This is a genomic window from Dactylosporangium sp. NPDC049742 (assembly GCF_040674675.1).
Taxonomy (GTDB): domain Bacteria; phylum Actinomycetota; class Actinomycetes; order Mycobacteriales; family Micromonosporaceae; genus Dactylosporangium; species Dactylosporangium maewongense.
In genome coordinates this window covers 281,623-298,346 of sequence record NZ_JBFANF010000003.1, presented here as the reverse complement: position 1 = coordinate 298,346, position 16,724 = coordinate 281,623, and the positions used below count along the sequence as shown (strand labels likewise).

10 protein-coding genes are annotated in these 16,724 nt (G+C 73.3%); all 10 read right to left on the bottom strand.

Going from position 1 to position 16,724, the window contains the following annotated elements; translation table 11 throughout:
• Positions 1-28 precede the first annotated feature (28 nt).
• Positions 29-778, bottom strand: a complete 750-nt coding sequence (locus AB0J72_RS06615) for an alpha/beta fold hydrolase (RefSeq protein ID WP_344509551.1) — start codon at positions 776-778, stop codon at positions 29-31.
• Positions 775-2,037 carry a cytochrome P450 gene (locus AB0J72_RS06610; protein ID WP_363395160.1) on the bottom strand — a complete coding sequence of 421 codons (1,263 nt, stop codon included), beginning with the start codon at positions 2,035-2,037 and terminating at the stop codon, positions 775-777. Before AB0J72_RS06610 ends, AB0J72_RS06615 begins: the two co-directional genes overlap by 4 nt.
• Before the next feature lie 98 nt (positions 2,038-2,135).
• Entirely contained in the window at positions 2,136-2,846 is a 711-nt protein-coding gene (locus AB0J72_RS06605; RefSeq protein ID WP_363395157.1) for a hypothetical protein, read from the bottom strand.
• Complete coding sequence (gene lysX / locus AB0J72_RS06600) at positions 2,843-3,715, bottom strand: lysine biosynthesis protein LysX (protein WP_363395154.1); 873 nt, start codon at positions 3,713-3,715, stop codon at positions 2,843-2,845. The genes AB0J72_RS06605 and lysX overlap by 4 nt, the downstream gene beginning before the upstream one ends.
• 29 nt (positions 3,716-3,744) lie before the next feature.
• Entirely contained in the window at positions 3,745-4,767 is a 1,023-nt protein-coding gene (locus tag AB0J72_RS06595) for a BtrH N-terminal domain-containing protein (protein ID WP_363395151.1), read from the bottom strand.
• A complete protein-coding gene (locus AB0J72_RS06590) occupies positions 4,764-5,411 on the bottom strand; it encodes a hypothetical protein (RefSeq protein ID WP_363395148.1) in 648 nt (215 codons plus the stop codon). Before AB0J72_RS06590 ends, AB0J72_RS06595 begins: the two co-directional genes overlap by 4 nt.
• A gap of 12 nt (positions 5,412-5,423) precedes the next feature.
• Positions 5,424-6,182, bottom strand: coding sequence for a 2OG-Fe dioxygenase family protein (locus tag AB0J72_RS06585; protein ID WP_363395145.1), 759 nt, complete (start codon positions 6,180-6,182; stop codon positions 5,424-5,426).
• Between the two features lie 208 nt (positions 6,183-6,390).
• Positions 6,391-11,817 (bottom strand): type I polyketide synthase, encoded by a 5,427-nt coding sequence (locus AB0J72_RS06580; protein WP_363395332.1) that lies wholly within the window; start codon positions 11,815-11,817, stop codon positions 6,391-6,393.
• A gap of 1 nt (position 11,818) precedes the next feature.
• Complete coding sequence (locus AB0J72_RS06575) at positions 11,819-12,043, bottom strand: MbtH family NRPS accessory protein (RefSeq protein WP_344509536.1); 225 nt, start codon at positions 12,041-12,043, stop codon at positions 11,819-11,821.
• Positions 12,044-12,166: 123 nt separating this feature from the next.
• Positions 12,167-16,702: an amino acid adenylation domain-containing protein gene (locus AB0J72_RS06570; protein ID WP_363395142.1), complete on the bottom strand. Its 4,536-nt coding sequence runs from the start codon at positions 16,700-16,702 to the stop codon at positions 12,167-12,169.
• Positions 16,703-16,724 lie beyond the last annotated feature (22 nt).

Here is a 16,724-nt window from a genome sequence, read left to right as displayed (position 1 = left end):
CAGGCTCCTTAAGCAACGTCAGAACGCGTCAGACGCCACGGAGTGCGGCGTGGGCCTCCCGCACGATCCGGGCGTGGTGCTCGGTGAGGAAGAAGTGCCCGCCGGGCAGGACCGAGAGCGCGAACGCCCCCGACGTCTGCTCGCCCCACGGGGCCATCGCCGACGGCGGCACGCCCGGGTCGCTGTCGCCGCACCAGGCGGTGACCGGGCACGACAGCTGCGGCCCGGGCGCCATCCGGTAGCGCTCGATCATCGAGAAGTCCGCCCGGAGCATCGGCATCAGCAGGTCCAGCAGGTCGTCGTGCTCGAAGACCGCGTTGTCGGCGGCGCCGTAGTCGCGCAGCATCTCGATGAACTCGGCCCGCGGCAGGTCGCTGACCGGCTCGCGCGGGCGCACGATCGGCGGCGCGGGCCGGCCCGTCACGAACAGGTGCCGCACGGGACGCCCGGCGGTCTTGAGCCGGCGGGCGACCTCGAAGGCGAGGATGGCGCCCATGCTGTGCCCGAAGAGCACGGTCTCGGTCGGCTCGCCGGCGATCACCTCGGCGAGGTCGTCGGCGAGCCCGGCCAGGTCGCTGACGGGCTGCTCCGCCATCCGGGCGCCGCGCCCCGGCAGCTGTACCGGCACCAGCTCGATCCGCCCGGTGAAGTACTTCTCCCAGGCGGCGTAGTAGGTGGCGGAGCCGCCCGCGAACGGGAAGCAGTAGAGACTGTGGGTCGCGGTGACCGACCGGAACCGCTGGTCGAACCACGGCGCGGTGGTCTGCGGGATGCTCACAGCGCGGCCGCCACCTTCCGCGGCGTGAAGCGCACCGGCAGGCTCTTGTACCCGGGCACGAAGTGCGACGCGACGTGCTGGACCTCGCCGGCGATCTCGACGGTGTCGACCAGGTCGAGCATCTCCTCGATGAAGATCTGCAGCGTCACCTTCGCCATCCCGGCACCGATGCAGTAGTGCGGGCCGACGCCGAACGCGAGGTGCCGGTTGGGCCGCCGGGTCAGGTCGAAGGTGTACGGGTCCTCGAAGACCCGCTCGTCGCGGTTGGCGGAGCCGAGCCACGCGCTGACCGGGTCGCCGGCCTTGATGGTCTGCCCCTGCAGCTCCACGTCCTGGATGGCGTAGCGCATGAGCGCGGTCACCGGCGACGCCCAGCGCAGCACCTCGGCGAGGGCGATCTGGATGTCGTCGCGGTTGTCGCGCAGCCGCTCGAACTGCTCCGGGTGCTCGGCCCACTGGTTGAACAGGGTGCACAGCGTGTGCGGCGTCGTCACGTTGGCGCCGATGAGCAGCACGTACCCGTTGACCATCGCCTGCTGCTCCGACATCGGACCCTCCGACAGGTCCATGTTGCGCATCCTGCCGATCGCGTCGGGGTTCTCGGCGCCGCGCTCGCGCTTCGCGAACTGCTCCCGGAACGCCTCGAACATCTGGTGCCGGGCCTGCCGGACGGTCGACATCGCGTTGCCGGAGGCGTAGGTCGGGTCCTCGTACGCGATCGTCATCATCACCACGTGCATGAGGTGCTCCCAGTCCTGCGGGGGCAGCCCCATCAGCGTGCCGGTGATCGACATCGCGAACATCATCGTGTCGTGGGCGATGTCGTGGACGTCGTTGTCGATCGCCCGCCGGATCGCGTCGCGGGCCAGCCCGCGGATCAGCTCGTCGTGCGTCTCGACCAGCTCCGGCGCGAACGCCGGGTTGAGCGGCTTGCGCAGCTCGCCGTGGCGCGGCGGGTCGGTGTCGGCGAGCATGTCGTCGGTGGCGATGTCGGGCGTGTTCAGGTCCAGGACGCTGAGGATCGTGCCGCGCCGGGAGGAGAACTCGGTCGGGGTGCGCAGCACGCGGGTGACGTCCTCGTGCCGGGTCACCACCCAGAACGGCTCCCGGTCGCCGCCGGGGTCCGCCTTGTAGACCGGCGCCACCTCACGCAGGTGCGCCCACAGCGCATGCATGTCCGTCACGGCGTGGAATGCGGAGTCGAGCAGATCGGGGTCGTCGAACTGCACCGGACAGAACGGCGGCGTTGAGATAATCATCAACCATGCCTTTCGCTGGCGGAGTGTCGTATGTGTCGACTGTCGCCCAAGGCAACAGTAACTGCGCAGTCTGCACGCGGCAACACGAGCGCCGCCCGTCAGATCCGGATACGTCGATCCCTGAGCTGCTCGTACAGCGGCAGGTGGTGCTCGTAATAGCGGCGCAGCAAGGGATCCGTCTCGATCGTCCGCTCGTACGCGCGCTCCGTGCGCCGCACCGTGGAGCTCTCGCTGACGTCGGTGTGCCAGCGCGCGGACTGCCGCCACTCCTGCCGTTCCCCCGGCTGCCACCGCAGGATGTCGGCGCTGAACGGCAGGCCCACCGCCGCGCAGTACGCCCGCACCGTCGCCTCCGGGCGGTCGACGAGGTCGTCGGAGTCGATGACGATCGGCTCGCCGCCCGCGTCGAGGACCGCCTGGTGGATGCGGTGCAGGTACTCCACGCCCACCTCGTGCAGCGCGATGTCGGGCTTGATCGCCGCGTACGACGGGATGATCTCGCGCGGGTCCCGCAGCAGGAACGCGTGCCGCGCGCCCTTGAGGAAGTCCTCGCGGGCGAAGACCTCGTCGTAGCGGCAGTCGGTCGTGTCCTTGAAGAACACCGTCGTGCCCGCCGACAGCTCCAGCAGCGCGTCCATCAGCTCGTCGGGGGTCCGCGCGACGCGGTCGCCGGCCTCGGTGCGGCCGTCGTTGGCGATGTTGCAGAACGGCTCGTGCACGGCGAGGAGGTCGTCGCGCTCCAGCATCATCCGGAAGAACACGGTGGAGCGGGACCGCGGCGCGCTCCACAGCGCCAGGAGCCGGCTCATGTCGACTCGACCTCCTCGATCGTGCCGAGCGCCCAGTCGACGATGCAGCCGGCGACGTCCACGTCGGTGGCGTCGATCGCGCCGTGGAACTCCGGCGTGTGGTTCACCTCGTTGGCGAACAGGCGGCCTTCCTGGTCGATGAGGATGTCGACGCCGAGGAAGCCGCCGCCGACCGCGTGCGCGGCGGCCACGGCGAGCTCGTTGAGCTCGTCGGTGATGGGGCACGGCGTCGGCGCGCCGCCGATCGCGGTGTTGGTGCGCCAGTCGTCGACGGCGTTCTTGTAGATCGCGCAGACCACCTCGTCGCCGGCCACGTAGGACTTGATGTCCTTGCCCGGCTTGTCGATGTGCTCCTGCAGGTAGTACACGTGCTGCTGCGGGTTGGGCAGCGCGGCGCGGTGCTCCAGGATCGCCTGGCCCTGCTCCTCGTCGTGGACCCGCGCCGTCAGGTTGCCCCACGACCCGGTCACCGGCTTCGCCACGAGGGGGTAGCCGAGCTTCGGCATGACCTCCAGGGCGGCGCCGGTGCCCCACGCGACGGCGGCCTGCGGGATCGGCAGGCCGGCGTTGTGGAACGCCAGGGTGGTGCGCAGCTTGTCGCCGCACGTCTCCAGCACCGGCGGGCGGTTGAGCGTGGGGACGCCGAGCGCGTCCAGGGTCGAGGCGACCGACGCGGCGCGGCTGTGGCTGACCTCGCGCATGAGCGCCGCACGGAACGGCGGGCGCCCGTCGGCGAGCATGACCGTCAGCTTCCGGGGATCCACGTGCTCGTGGTTGACCCCGCGCGCCTGCAGGGTCTGCAGGATCAGCCGCTCCTCCCGGCGGACCCGGGAGGCGACGACGGCGATCGGCATGTCTGTGGTGTCCACGATGGCCTCTCTGATCGGCCCGGCGGCGTTCAGGCCCTCCGGGACAGGGCGTCCGCAGTGCGGTCCAGCTGCTCGATGGCGACCTCGAGGCGGCGGAGCAGCTCGGTGCTGTGGGCGCGCAGCTCCGCGGGGCGGTGCCGGTCCCAGACCCGCGAGTGGGCGCCGGTCATCCGCACACCCGTCCAGCCGTGCGCGACGGCGTTCACCCGCGCCGCGGCCTCCGTGAGGTCGAGGCTCTGCAAGGCGACGCCCTGCCGGCGCAGAAACTCCGCGTGCAGGCCCGCCTGCGCCTGGATGTTCCAGCTGATCACGTACAGCTCGCTGAGCGCGACCTCGGCCGCGCCGGACCCGGGCGGCAGCGCGCACAGCTCGTCGAGGTAGTCCCGCAGGCCGTCCACCCCGGACAGGGTGTCGCCCGCCGACGGCCGCCGGAAGCGGGCGACGTTCTCCCGGATGACGTCCGCGGTCCACGCGCGGTCCGGCTCCGGCACCGGTCCCCGCATGCTCGCGTGCAGCCACCTGCGGTCGCTGGGGCTGGCGCTGAAGAACACGTCGCCGTCGTCGGCGGGGTTCGCCGAGCCCCAGCTCGCCATGAAGTCCGCGATCGGGATCGGGCCCTGGAACGCCGGCGGCTGGGCGTCGGACACGAACACCTCGGTGTCCGTGATCCGCCACACCACCAGCAGGTGCGCGGCGTGCACGTCGTGGAAGGCGGGCCGGAACGGCAGGTGGAAGTTGTCCACCGCGGCGATCGGCAGCACCCCGGCCGCGAGCGCGTCCCGAAGCTCGTCCAGGCCTGGGCTCCGGTGCCAGCTCGACTCGAAGGGGTGGAAGAGCGCGAGCCGCTTGGCGAGGGAGTCCGGCTCGGCGTGGTAGTAGTACTCCTCGGTGGTCCAGGCGCCGGCCTTGCGGCGGAACTCCCACGGCGCGCCCAGCACGGTGACCGGGTCGTGCCCGTCGTGCAGGAGCACGGTCGCGAGCGTGCCGTGCAGGCAGCTGCCGAGGTCGCGGGTCCACAGCCGGACCTCGTCGAGGGTGCGGGCCGACATCATGCGGCGACACCGCCCGCGAGCCGGACGTCGACGCCGGTCACCAGCGTGACCGCGAAGACGTGCAGGGCGACCAGCCGCGGCAGGCGCAGCGCGGTGGCTACGCCGTGGCGCGGCATCCCGATCCGCGACAGCCACATCGTCGTCGGCAGCCCCTGCTGTACGTGGTGCGGGTAGTGCATCCTCCCGGTCTTGAACGCGGGCTCCTCGCCGAACGCGGGCGTGCCGTCGAGGAAGTCGGAGACGCCCACCCGCAGCGGGTCGGCGTAGCCGTCGTCGTAGTGCGCCCAGAGGATGTCCTCGCTGCGCCGCTCGGAGGCGGCCAGCAGGTAGATCCAGTCGTAGCGGCCCGGCGGGACCTCGATGACCTGCCCCTCGGCGCGGACGTTGTCGCCGCCGGCGTGGGCGTCGGGCCACACGAACGGGATGCCGGCGACCTCGATCACCGTGCGCGGTGCGGGCAGCTCCCCGGCGGGGAACGAGTTGCCCCACGCGTTGAGCCGGCCGAGCCCGAGGTCCTCGACGCCCGTCGTCGCCCGGTTGTTGAGCAGGTCGTCGATGCCGATCAGGCAGAACTCGGGGCGCGCCGTCGAGGCCGGCAGCCGCTGCACGACCCGGCCGGGGGCGCTGGAAACCTGGCTGCTCATCGAACCCTCCAATCAGAACAGCGACAGTGCCTGCAGGGAGCTGTGCGTACGCCCGTTCACCTCGGCGAGGTCCTGCACGGTGTTGAAGTCGACGATCATCGTGTCGCGCCAGCCCGGCACGGACCGGTCCTCGGTGCGGATCTCGCTGACGGCGTGCTCCATCGTCGTGTCGGACAGCACCAGCGCCTCGAGCGGCTCGGTCATGGTGACGCGGTGCTCGACCCGCTCCTCGCCGCGGCGGAAGACCTGGCTCTCGCCGCCGATGCAGTGGTGCCGGCCGATCAGGTGGATCGCCACGTACTCGTGCCCGTCGGAGTGCCGGCCCTCCGGCGCGGGCTCCGAACCCTCGTCGGGCTCGGCGATCACCCGGATGAAGTGGACGCCGAGCTCCCAGTCGCGGTCGCCGGCCGCCTCGTTCACCAGGCCGACCGACTCCTGCAGGATCTCGCTGAAGCGGCAGCTGGTGAGGGCCTCGTCGGTCAGCGGCTCGAAGACCCGCAGCTGGTCGCCGAACGCCCGGTTGATCTGCTTGCTCTGGAAGAACTCGGTGCCCAGCAGCGGCTCCAGCGTGCCGTCGCGGTGGGCGAGCACGCGGCCGTAGCGGCGGTTGCGGCGGCACCGCGCGGGGCCGAGGTAGGCGTCCGGGACCAGGTCGTCCCAGGCGGCCGTGAAGTGTTGCCAGTCATCTCCCTCGGTGGGCAGCGGCAGCCGGCCGTGTGCCCAACCGTGACTCGCGACGTCACCGGCGCGGAGGTCCTCGGAACTGTCCATCAGTGGCTCCCTCGATGGGTCGACGTGGGCGTGTGCGCACACTCGGGGGCTCTACAGTCAATGCCTAGAGAATACTATGAACTCTACATCGTGTCTTGTTGACTGTCGGAGCATCTTCGCTGATACGACGGGCCCGGGACTGGTGGGTCGCACCATCCCGGGCCCGGGGGGACCGGGACGGCGAGGTCATCACCGTCCCGGTCCCGTCTCATGCGGCGGCTACCGGGGTCTCCGCCCGGACCGGGGGCACCTGCCTGGTCAGGCTCGGTGTCCCGGCGGTCCCGGGCCCCTCGGCAGGAGGCGTCTCCGAGGCGTCCCCGGCAGCCGCGTCCTGGGCCTCCTGCTGCTGCGCCGGCTCCTGCGCCGTCTCTTCGGCCGCGCCGCCGACCTCGCCCGCGAGGAACTCGGCGAGGGCGCGGACCGTCGGGTTGCTCCACAGGATCGTCGGCGGCAGGTCCACCGCGAACGTGCGGTGCAGCCGCACCCGCAGCGCCACGGTGAGCACCGAGTCGACGCCGAGCTCCAGCAGCGGCCGGTCGATCGCGATGTCCTCCGGCGCCAGGTTCAGCTCGGCGGCGACCTGCTCGTGCGTCTCCGCCGTCACCTTCTCCACCAGCTCGTCCGCGGGGACCGTCGCCCAGTCCACCGCGCCGCCGCCGGTGTTCTCCGCCGCGGCGTCGGTCACCGACAGCTGCGAGAACACGGGCAGGGTGTGGCCGGGCATGACCCGCATGACGGTGACGTACGGCAGCGCGTAGCGGTCCGCGTAGCTCCAGCTGCGCAGCGCCTCGCTGACGGTGATGCCGCCCAGGCCGCGCGACTCGGCCTCGAGGATCGTGGCCTTGCCGGTGGTCTCGCCCATGCCGCGGCCGATCCACTGCGCCCACGCGAAGCTCGTCGAGCCGATCTCGCCCTGCGAGCGCCGCAGCGCGGCGAGCGCGTCCAGGAACGAGTTCGCCGAGGCGTAGCTGACCTGGCCGGTGAGCCGGGCGAACTGCCCGCACGAGGAGAACATCGTGAAGAAGTCCAGCGTGCCGGCCGGGTACAGCCGGTGCAGGACCATCGCGCCGTCGGCCTTCGGCCCCATGGTGGTGTCGATGTTCTCCGGCCCGGTCTTCTCCACCAGGGCGTCGGAGACGACACCGGCGCAGTGCACGATGCCGCGCACGGCCGGCATGTCCAGCGAGCCCGGGTCGAGGGCCTTGGCGGTCGCCTCCGGGTCGGAGATGTCCAGCCGCAGCACCCGTACCGTGGCACCCGCCGCCTCCAGGGCGACGACCTCGGCGATCTGGCCGGCCACGGCCGGGTCGGTCACGCCGTCCCACTCCGAGCGCGGCGGCAGCCCGCGGCGGCCGACCAGCACCAGGCGGCGGGCGCCCTGCTCGACCAGATACCGCGCGGCCTCCAGACCGAGCGCGCCGAGACCACCGGTGACCAGGTAGGTGCCGTCGGGACGACAGTCCACCGGCTCCCGCTCGGCGGGCCGCTCCAGCCGGCGCAGCCGGGCCGCGAACAGCCCGTCCGCCGTGCTGGACAGCACGTCCTCGTTGGGCGGCAGCGCACCGATGACACCGGCGACCGACGCCAGATCGGTGTCGCCGTCCACGTCGACGGTGCCGCCCCACAGGTCGGGCCGCTCACCGGCGACGATCCGGCCCGCGCCCCACAGCGGGGCGTGCGCCAGCGCGCCTTCCGTGCCGCCCTGCCGGACCCCGCGGGTCAGCGCCCAGATGGTGGGCCGCTTCTGCTCGTCCTCGATCGCGGCGACCCGCTGGACGGCGTCGACGAGCGCCTGCGCGCAGCGGCGGGCCGCCCGCTCGGGCGCCTCGTCCGGCAGCAGCGCCGGCGGGGCCACGATCACCACGTCGCCGCCGGCCAGCAGGCCGTCGCCGATCGCGGCCGGGTCCGTCGTCGCGCGGGTCTCGACACCGCGGGCGTTGAGCGCGTCGACGAGCGCGGATCCGCCTTCAGGCTGCCCGAGCAGCAGCGCCTGCCGCGGCTGCGGCGCGTCGGCGCGCACCTCGACCGGCTCCCAGCTCAGCTCCTGCACCAGGTCGCGCGGGCCGACCGCGCCGGAGCCGATGTCCTGCACCTTGACGTAGCGCAGCCCGCGGGCCTCGCACACGACGGTGCCGGTCTCGTCGGCCACCTGCATGTTGATGGTGTCCGGCGTGCGCGGGTCCCGCGTGGTGTGCACGAAGATCCGCGCCGGCGGCGCGCCCTTGAACTGCAGCGACTCCAGGTGCGAGCAGGTCCGCAGCACGGTCGAGTCCTCGGTCATCACCAGCACGCCGCTGGCGGTGAGGGCGGCGTCGACGACCGCGGTCCAGCTCGACGGGTGCAGCTTCGGCGTGTGGTCGACGGTGACCGTCGCGATCTGCTCGTCTTCGCCGCGCAGCAGCTCCTCGACGACCCACGGGAACGTGTAGCCGTCGACACCCATCGCGCGGAAGATGCCGTCGACCTTCGCCCACGTCCACGACACCGGGCAGCGGGCGCGGATCGTGTCCACGTCCTCCAGCGGCGTGGTGCCGACCTCGGGCTCCGGCACGACGGTCGCGGTCGTGTGGGTCAGCCACTCGTCGTCCCGGACGCCGCCACCGGCACCGCCGGCGCCGTCCTCGCGCTTGATGCGGCTGGCGAGCCGGACCTTGTCCTGCTCCATGACGACCTGCACGATGCGGGTCGGGTGCGCCGCGAGGGGGATGCGGAACACGATGTCGCGCAGCCCGTAGGGCACGTCGCCGTCGCCGGCGGCGGCACCGATGAACGAGTTGAGCACCACCGAGGCCGGCACGGTCTCCACGCCGACGACCTTGTGCGACTGCGCGTAGGGCCGGTTGTCCATGTTCAGCTCGGTCTGCCAGACCCGCTGCACGGGGGCGCTGGCGACGGTGGTGTGCCCGCCGATCAGCGTGTGCTTCTCCGGGTCGTGGCCGACGCCCGCGTGCTCGGACGGCGTGTCCGGGAAGATCCAGAACGGCTTGTGCTGCCACCGTACGGCCGGCACGTCGACGAGCTCGCCCGCGTACGTCCAGCGGACGGGGCTGCCCAGGCAGTGCAGGCGGGCCAGGTTGGTCAGGACGGTGCGCTGCTCCGGCTGCTCGCGGCGCAGCGTGATGGCGACCTGCGCGTCGGAGACGCCGGCGTCGATCGCGGTCTCGCTGATCGAGTGCGCCACGACCGGGTGCGAGGACACCTCCAGGAACACCCGGGCGCCGTCGTCGAGCGCGGCCCGCACGGCCTGGTGGAAGCGCACCGGGTCGGCCAGGTTCGTGGCCCAGTAGTCGCCCTCGCGGGCGGCGCCGGAGCGCGGGTCCGCCAGCGCCGTGCTGTACAGCGTCACCTGCGGCGTGCGGGCGTGCAGCTGTGCCGCGGCCCGGCCGACCTCCGCCAGGACCTCGCCCCGCACGTGCGGGGAGTGGAAGGCGACGTCGGTGTTGACCTTGCGGGCCTGGATGCCCTCGCCCGACAGCTCCGCCACGAACGCCTCGACCGCGTCGATGTCGCCGGAGACCACTGTGGACAGTGGGCTGGCGGCGATGCCGGCGACGACCCCGTCGCGGCCGGCCAGCCGCTGCTCGACGTCGGCGAACGCCATCGGCACCATCGCCATCGCGCCCTGCCCGGCGACCTGCTCGAGGGCCTTGGCCCGCCGGCAGGCGAAGCGCGCCGCGTCGATCCGGTCGAGGCTGCCGGCGGCGACGGCCGCGGCGATCTCACCGACCGAGTGCCCGATGATCGCGCCGGGGACCAGGCCCAGCTCCGACCACACCTCGGCGAGCGCGACCTGCATCGCGTAGGTCATCGCCTGGGTGCGGGTCACCGTCCACGGGCCGCCGGCGTCGATCGCCTCGCGCGGGGCCCAGCCCAGCTCCTCGGCGAAGACCGGGCCCAGCTCGTCGATCACGCGGGCGAACGCCGGCTCGGTGGTGAGCAGCTCCTGGCCCATCCCGGCCCACTGCGCGCCGTGCCCGGAGAACACCCAGACGGGCCCGCCGGCGCCGCTGTCACCGAACGTGCGGGCGGCACCGGTGACGGCGTCGGGCGTGTGCTCGCCGTCGGCGAGCGCGTCGAGGGCCTCGATGAGCTCGTCGACGCCGGCGGCCACCACCGCGGCCCGGCGGGCCAGGTGCGAGCGGCGCTCGGTCAGCGTGTGGGCGAGGGAGTCGAGGTCGGTGCCGCGGTTGGTGCGGACCCAGTCGGCGACCGCGCCGGCCAGCCCGCGCACGCCCTGCTCCGAGGCGGCCGAGAGCGGGAAGACCCACGGGCGGGCGGTCCTGTCGCCGCCGTGGCCGTTGGCGGACGGGCGGGTCGCCGGGGCCTGCTGCAGGATGGCGTGCGCGATCGAGCCGCCCACGCCGTAGCTGGAGACACCGGCGCGGCGGCCGTGCGCACCGGCGCGCCACGGCGTCGGCTCGCCGACCAGGCGCATCCGGTTGTCGTCCAGGCCCAGCTCGGGGTTGACCTCCTCGTGCGGGCTGGGCGGCAGCTCACCGTGCTGCATGCCGAGCAGGACCTTGATGACGCCGGCGATGCCGGAGGCGGCCTCGACGTGCCCTACGTTGGGCTTGAGGGTGCCGATCAACAGCGGGTCGTCGCTGTCCCGGCTGGGGCCGAAGACGCTGCCGATGGCCTTCGCCTCGGCGGTGTCGCCCAGCTGGGTGCCGGTGCCGTGCGCCTCGACGTACTGCACCGTGTTGGGGTCGATGCCGGCCCGCTCGTAGGTCTCCTGCAGCATCCGCTGCTGGGCCTCGCTGTTGGGGGCCATCATGCCGTCGGAGCGGCCGTCCTGGAACACGCCGCTGCCCATGACGAGCCCGTAGATCGGGTCGTCGTCAGCGACGGCGTCGGACAGGCGCTTGAGGACGACGACGCCGCCGCCCTCACCGCGGCCATAGCCGTCGGCGGCCTTGTCGAACGCCTTGCTGCGCCCGTCCGGCGACGTCGCGGACGCCGCGTCGAGCGCCACCACGAGCGCCGGCGACGACATGATGTTGATGCCGCCGACGATCGCGACGCTGGTCTCGCCGGTGCGCAGGGCCTGGCACGCGACGTGCAGCGCGGTCAGCGACCCGGCGCACGCGGTGTCGACCGCCATGCTCGGCCCGTGCGCGTCGAGGAAGTACGAGATCCGGTTGGCGATGCCGTAGAAGGTGGTGCCGTTCACGGCCCAGGCGCCGGTGCGGTCCAGGTCCTCCAGGAGCCGGCGGCCGTAGTCGTTGGTGTTCGCGGCCACGTAGACACCGGCGTCGGTGCCGGCGAGCGAGGTCGGCGGCAGCCCGGCGTCGCACAGCGCCTCCCAGGCCATCTCCAGCATGATCCGCTGCTGCGGGTCGATGTACTCCGCCTCGCGCGGGGTGATCTGGAAGAACTCCGCGTCGAAGCCCTCGATGTCCTGCATGAACGAGCCCTTGCGGGTCGTCTGGCGCAGGATCGCGCGGCTCTTCGGGTCGGCCTCGTAGGGGTCCCACCGCCGGGCGGGCATCTCGCCGACGGCGCTGCGCCCGGCCCGCAGGAACTCCCACAGCTGTCCGGGTGTGTCGAGGTCGGGGGCGAAGCGGCAGCTCATGCCGATCACCGCGAGCGGCTCTTCGGTGTTTTCGGGGTTCGTGGTCTCCGGCGTGTGCACCATCTCAGCCAACGTGAACACCTCCTTCGGCGACGACCGCGCGGCGCAGGCTCAGCGGGCGCAGGTCGGTCCATACCTCGGCGATGTGCGCGAGGCAGTCGTCCTTCGGGCCGTCAAAGCCCTCGGTGGCCCAGCCGTCCGGGACGTCCTGCCCGGCGGGCCAGATCGAGTACTGGTCCTCGTGGTTGCGCACCACGAGATACGTGCGCTCGTCCGTGCTCACTGTCACTCCCATCGTTTCGGTCTCGTCCGTTTCGGCCGTGCAGGGGCTGGGCATCCTCCCGGTCCGTTCCGTGTGGTTCCGGTCCGGGGACACGTGTCCCCGGCCGGCAGTTCGGGACGCTCGGGACGCTCAGGAAGCGTCGAGCGTCCGGATGTACCCGGCCAGGTGCGCCGGGGTGTGCAGCGCCCGGGTCCGCAGCAGCTCGCTCAGCTCGCCCGCACCGGAAGGGGCGGTGCAGCGGCGCAGCGTCCGGGGCGCGGCGGCGGACGGGTCCGCCGCCAGCTGGGCGGCGACCGGGCCGGCGATGCCGGCCACCCAGACCCGGTCGGGGTCCAGGCCCGCCACCCGCTCGTACCATTCGCGGTCCGGGCAGGACCGCAGCTCGTGTCCGGCGGCGCGGATCGCGTCCACCAGGTCTCGGGTGCTGCCGACGGTCGCGGGGACGGCGTCGACGTAGCGGGCGCCCGCCGTGACGTGGCCGTCGCCGGCCAGCAGCACCGCCTCCGCGGCGGCGTCGGCGGGCAGCGCCTGGAAGAGCTCGTTGCCCTCCAGGGCGAAGCTCTCCGGGTGCTGACCGGTCTCGATCATCGCCCGCGACCAGCTCCACACGGCGTCGGCCGCGTTGATCTGGAAGCGTTCCTGGTCGCCGAAGACGCTCGGGATCCGCACCACCGCGGCGGGCACGTCCAGCTCGGCGGCGTGCTCGAGGTACAGCTCGGCGACCGCTTTGGAGCGCACGTAGCCGTTCGCCGCCGACGGCAGCGTGTGCAGCGGGCCGGGCGGCACGGTCCCGCCGGCCGGGTAGCCGGCGGAGTCGAACACCGAGCTGGTCGACACCACGGTCAGCGCGGCGCGGCGACCGGCGGCGGCCAGTTCGAGCAGGCCGGCCAGGCTGTGCGTGTTGGCGGCGGCCAGCTGCTCGTACGGGTAGACGTGGTTGACCCACGCGGCGGTGTGCACGATGCGCCCCGCCTCGGCGGCGAGCCGGTCGTGGTCGGCGCGGGACAGCCCGAGCCGCGGCGCGGCGATGTCGCCGTCGACGAGCTCCACCCGGGCGGCGTGCTCCGGGCGCCACAGCCCGAGGGCGGTCATCCCGTCGACCAGGTCGTCGCGGCGGCGCTCCCCGCCGCGCATCAGGCACACGACCCGCGCGCAGTCGCCGCCGTCGAGCAGCCGGGCGAGGACGAACCGGCCGACGAACCCGGTCGCGCCGGTGAGCAGCACGACGCCGGGGTCGGCAAGGAGGCGCTCCCCCGGCCGCGGGATCCCCGCGACCCGCCCGGCGATCTCGGCGCGCATGGTGGCGATGTCGTCGCCGGCACCGGCGGCGGAGGCCACGGTGGTGCCGGCGCGGACCTCGTCGACGGCGTCGGCGAGGGGCTGCAACTGCGGCGTGCGGAACAGGGTCTCCATCGGCATGTCGACGCCGAGCGACGTGCGGATCCGGGCGACCATGTGCATCACCATCAGCGAGTGGCCGCCGAGCTCGAAGAAGTTGTCCTCGGTGCCGACCGCGGGCACGCCGAGCAGGTCCTGCCAGATCGCGGCGAGCTCCTTCGCGGTCCCGTCCGCCGGCGTCCCGCCGCGCGGGCCGGTGCTCGCGCCCTGGTCGTGGCGGCCGGCGAGCGCCTGCCGGTCGAGCTTGCCGTTGCGGGTCAGCGGCAGCTCGTCCAGCACGGTGACCGTCGCCGGCACCATCCACTCCGGCAGGGTCCGCAGCAGCGCGCGGCGGATCGCGGAGCCGCTCGGGCTCGCCTCGCCGGCGGGCACGACGTACCCGGCGAGGGTGGCGGCGCCGACCCGGTCGCGTTCGAGGACGACGGCGGCCCTGGCGACGTCGTCGAGGGCGGCCAGGGCGGCCTGCACCTCGCCGAGCTCGATCCGGTGGCCACGCACCTTCACCTGGTCGTCGCCGCGGCCGAGGTACAGCAACTCGCCGTCGTCGCGGCGCACGGCGAGGTCGCCGCTGCGGTACATCCGGGCGCCGGACCGCCCGCTGAACGGGTCGGGCAGCATGCGCTGCGCGGTCAGCGCCGGGTTGGCGACGTAGCCCTGGGTGACGCCGTCGCCGCCGACGAAGATCTCGCCGGGGACACCGGGGCCGACGGGGTGCTGCGAGCCGTCGAGGAGGTACAGCGACAGGTCCGGCAGCGGCGGGCCGATCAGCGACGCGGTCTCGGCCAGGTCCGCCTCCCGCACCCGCCGGTAGGTGACGTGCACGGTGGTCTCGGTGATGCCGTACATGTTGATGAGCTCGGGCTGGGCGTCGCCGTGCGCGGCGATCCAGGGGCGCAGCGCGGCGTGGTTGAGCGCCTCGCCGCCGAACACGACGTACCGCAGGGCGGTGCGCTTTTCGGGGCGGTCCAGCAGCGCCGCGCTCACCTGGCCGAACGCGGACGGCGTCTGGCTCAGGACGGTGACGCCCTCGGTCTGCACCAGCTCGGCGAACACGTCCGGCGCGCGGGTCGCCCACTGCGGCACCACGAGCAGCCGGCCGCCGTGCAGCAGCGCCCCCCACAGCTCCCAGACGGAGAAGTCGAACGCGTAGGAGTGGAACAGCGTCCACACGTCGTCCGGTCCGAAGCGCATGTGCTCGTCGCAGGCGGACAGCAGCCGCAGCACGTGCTCGTGCGCGACGAGGACGCCCTTGGGCTTGCCGGTGGAGCCGGACGTGTAGATCACGTACGCCGGAGCAGACGCCGGCACGTCGACGGTGACCGGGTCAGGCGCCTCGGGCAGCTCGGCCCAGTCCAGCACGAGGGTGCGCGGCCCGTCGTCGCCGAGCGCGGGCGCCTTGCCGGTCGCGGGCGTGACGAGGACGGTGCTCACCCGGCACTCGGCGAACTGGTCGGCGGTGCGGTCGGCGGGGTTGTCCGGGTCGATCGGCAGGTACGCCGCACCCGCCTGGAGCACGCCGAGGACGGCGGCGGGCAGGTCCACGCTCCGGTCGAGGACGAGGCCGACGATGCTGCCCGGTCCCTCGCCGCGCTCGCGCAGGGCGGCCGCGATCCGGTTGGCCCGGCCGGCCAGCTCCGCGTAGGTCAGCCGGTCCTGGTCGTCGGCGACGGCGACCGCGCCGGCCCGCGCCGCGGCCTGGGCGGCGAACGCGCCGTGCAGGGTCTCGTGCGCGGGAGCGGCGGTGAGCCCCTGCGCCGGGATGACGGCCGGCTCGCCGTCGGCGAGGATCTCCAGGTCGGCGACCGGGACGTCCGGGTTCGCCAGGCCGGCCCGCAGCAGCGTCTCCAGCCAGCGGGCCCAGCGCGCGACCGTGGACGCGTCGAGCAGCTCGTCGTCGAAGGGCAGGTAGCCGACGACCTCGTCGCCCTCGCACCACAGCTCGGCCATCAGGTCGTAGTGCGTCGCGCCGCCGTCGAGCTCGGCGAAGGACACCTCGACCCCGGGCATCCTCGGCGGGGTGGGCGCGCCGTCGCGCAGCGAGAACGAGGTCTGGAAGATCGGGGTCACGCCGGGGCGGCGCGACGTCTGCAGCTCCCGGACGAGCATGTCGAACGGGATCTCCTGGTGGCCGAGGGCCTCGCCGAGCGCCGCGCCGGTGCGGCGGACCAGGGTGTTCAGGTCCGGCCGGTCCCCGACCCGGACGTGGATCGGCAGCCAGTTCAGGAAGTAGCCGATCATCCGCTGCGTCTCCGCGCGGGGGCGGCCGGCCACCGGTACCCCCACCACCAGCGACTCCGAGCGCACCAGCCGGGACAGGAAGGCGATGTAGCCGGCGAGGAACGCGCCGAGCAGCGTGGTGTCGTGCCGCTTGGCGAGGTCGCGCAGCCCCCGGACGAGGTCGGCGCCGAACCGGACGTGCTGGAACTGTCCCTGGCTGCCGCGGATCGCGGGACGGGGCCGGTCGGTGGGCAGGTCGAGGGCCTCGGGGGCGCCGTCGAGCCGCTCGCGCCAGTGCTCCAGCAGCCGTTGCATCGACGCGCCGTCGACCGTGGCCCGCTGCCACTCGGCGAAGTCCGGGTAGTGCACGTCGAGCGGGGCCAGCTCCACCGGCACGCCGCGCTCCCGGGCGTAGAGCCGGCCGAGGTCGTCCAGCAGGATCCCCAGCGACCAGTTGTCGGACACGATGTGGTGCTGGACCAGCGCGAGCAGGTGGGTGGTGTCGTCGATGCGGAACAGGGTGCAGCGCACCAGCGGCCCCTCGGCGAGGTCGAAGTCCTCGACGACCAGGCCGGAGGCGAGCCGCCGCGCGGTGCCGCCCGGGTCCTCCTCGCCCGTGCAGTCGACCTCGTCGAGCGGCAGCGTCATCCGGTCCAGGACCAGCTGGTAGGGCTTGCCGTCGCGCTGCCGGAAGACCGTGCGCAGGGACTCGTGCCGCAGGGCGAGCTGCTGCAGCGCCCTGCGCAGCGACTCGGCGTGCAGGTCGCCGTCGATGCGCAGCGCGACCGGGACGTGGAAGATCTCGCGGCGGGTGAGCAGTTCGTACATGAACCACAGCCGCTCCTGCTCGAAGGAGCACGGTGCCTCGTCGCTGCCGGCGGCGCGGCGGGTGATCCCGAGGTCCGCACCCTGACGGGCCAGCATCCGCTCCACCAGCCGGCGCTTCTGCGCGGGCAGCGCGGCCAGCTTCGACCGCAACGCGGCCAGGTCGGCCGGCGCGGCGTCCGGGGTGGCGTCCGGCCGCGTCTGCACGTCGGTCTGCTGGTCCATGGCAGGCAACTCCTTGTCCGTC

Excerpts from the sequence above, each read along its gene's own strand:
- AB0J72_RS06580 (WP_363395332.1), bottom strand. The coding sequence starts at position 11,817 with ATGGTGCACACGCCGGAGACCACGAACCCCGAAAACACCGAAGAGCCG.
- AB0J72_RS06590 (WP_363395148.1), bottom strand. The coding sequence starts at position 5,411 with ATGAGCAGCCAGGTTTCCAGCGCCCCCGGCCGGGTCGTGCAGCGGCTG.
- AB0J72_RS06570 (WP_363395142.1), bottom strand. The coding sequence starts at position 16,702 with ATGGACCAGCAGACCGACGTGCAGACGCGGCCGGACGCCACCCCGGAC.
- AB0J72_RS06605 (WP_363395157.1), bottom strand. The coding sequence starts at position 2,846 with ATGAGCCGGCTCCTGGCGCTGTGGAGCGCGCCGCGGTCCCGCTCCACC.
- AB0J72_RS06585 (WP_363395145.1), bottom strand. The coding sequence starts at position 6,182 with ATGGACAGTTCCGAGGACCTCCGCGCCGGTGACGTCGCGAGTCACGGT.
- AB0J72_RS06595 (WP_363395151.1), bottom strand. The coding sequence starts at position 4,767 with ATGATGTCGGCCCGCACCCTCGACGAGGTCCGGCTGTGGACCCGCGAC.
- AB0J72_RS06610 (WP_363395160.1), bottom strand. The coding sequence starts at position 2,037 with ATGATTATCTCAACGCCGCCGTTCTGTCCGGTGCAGTTCGACGACCCC.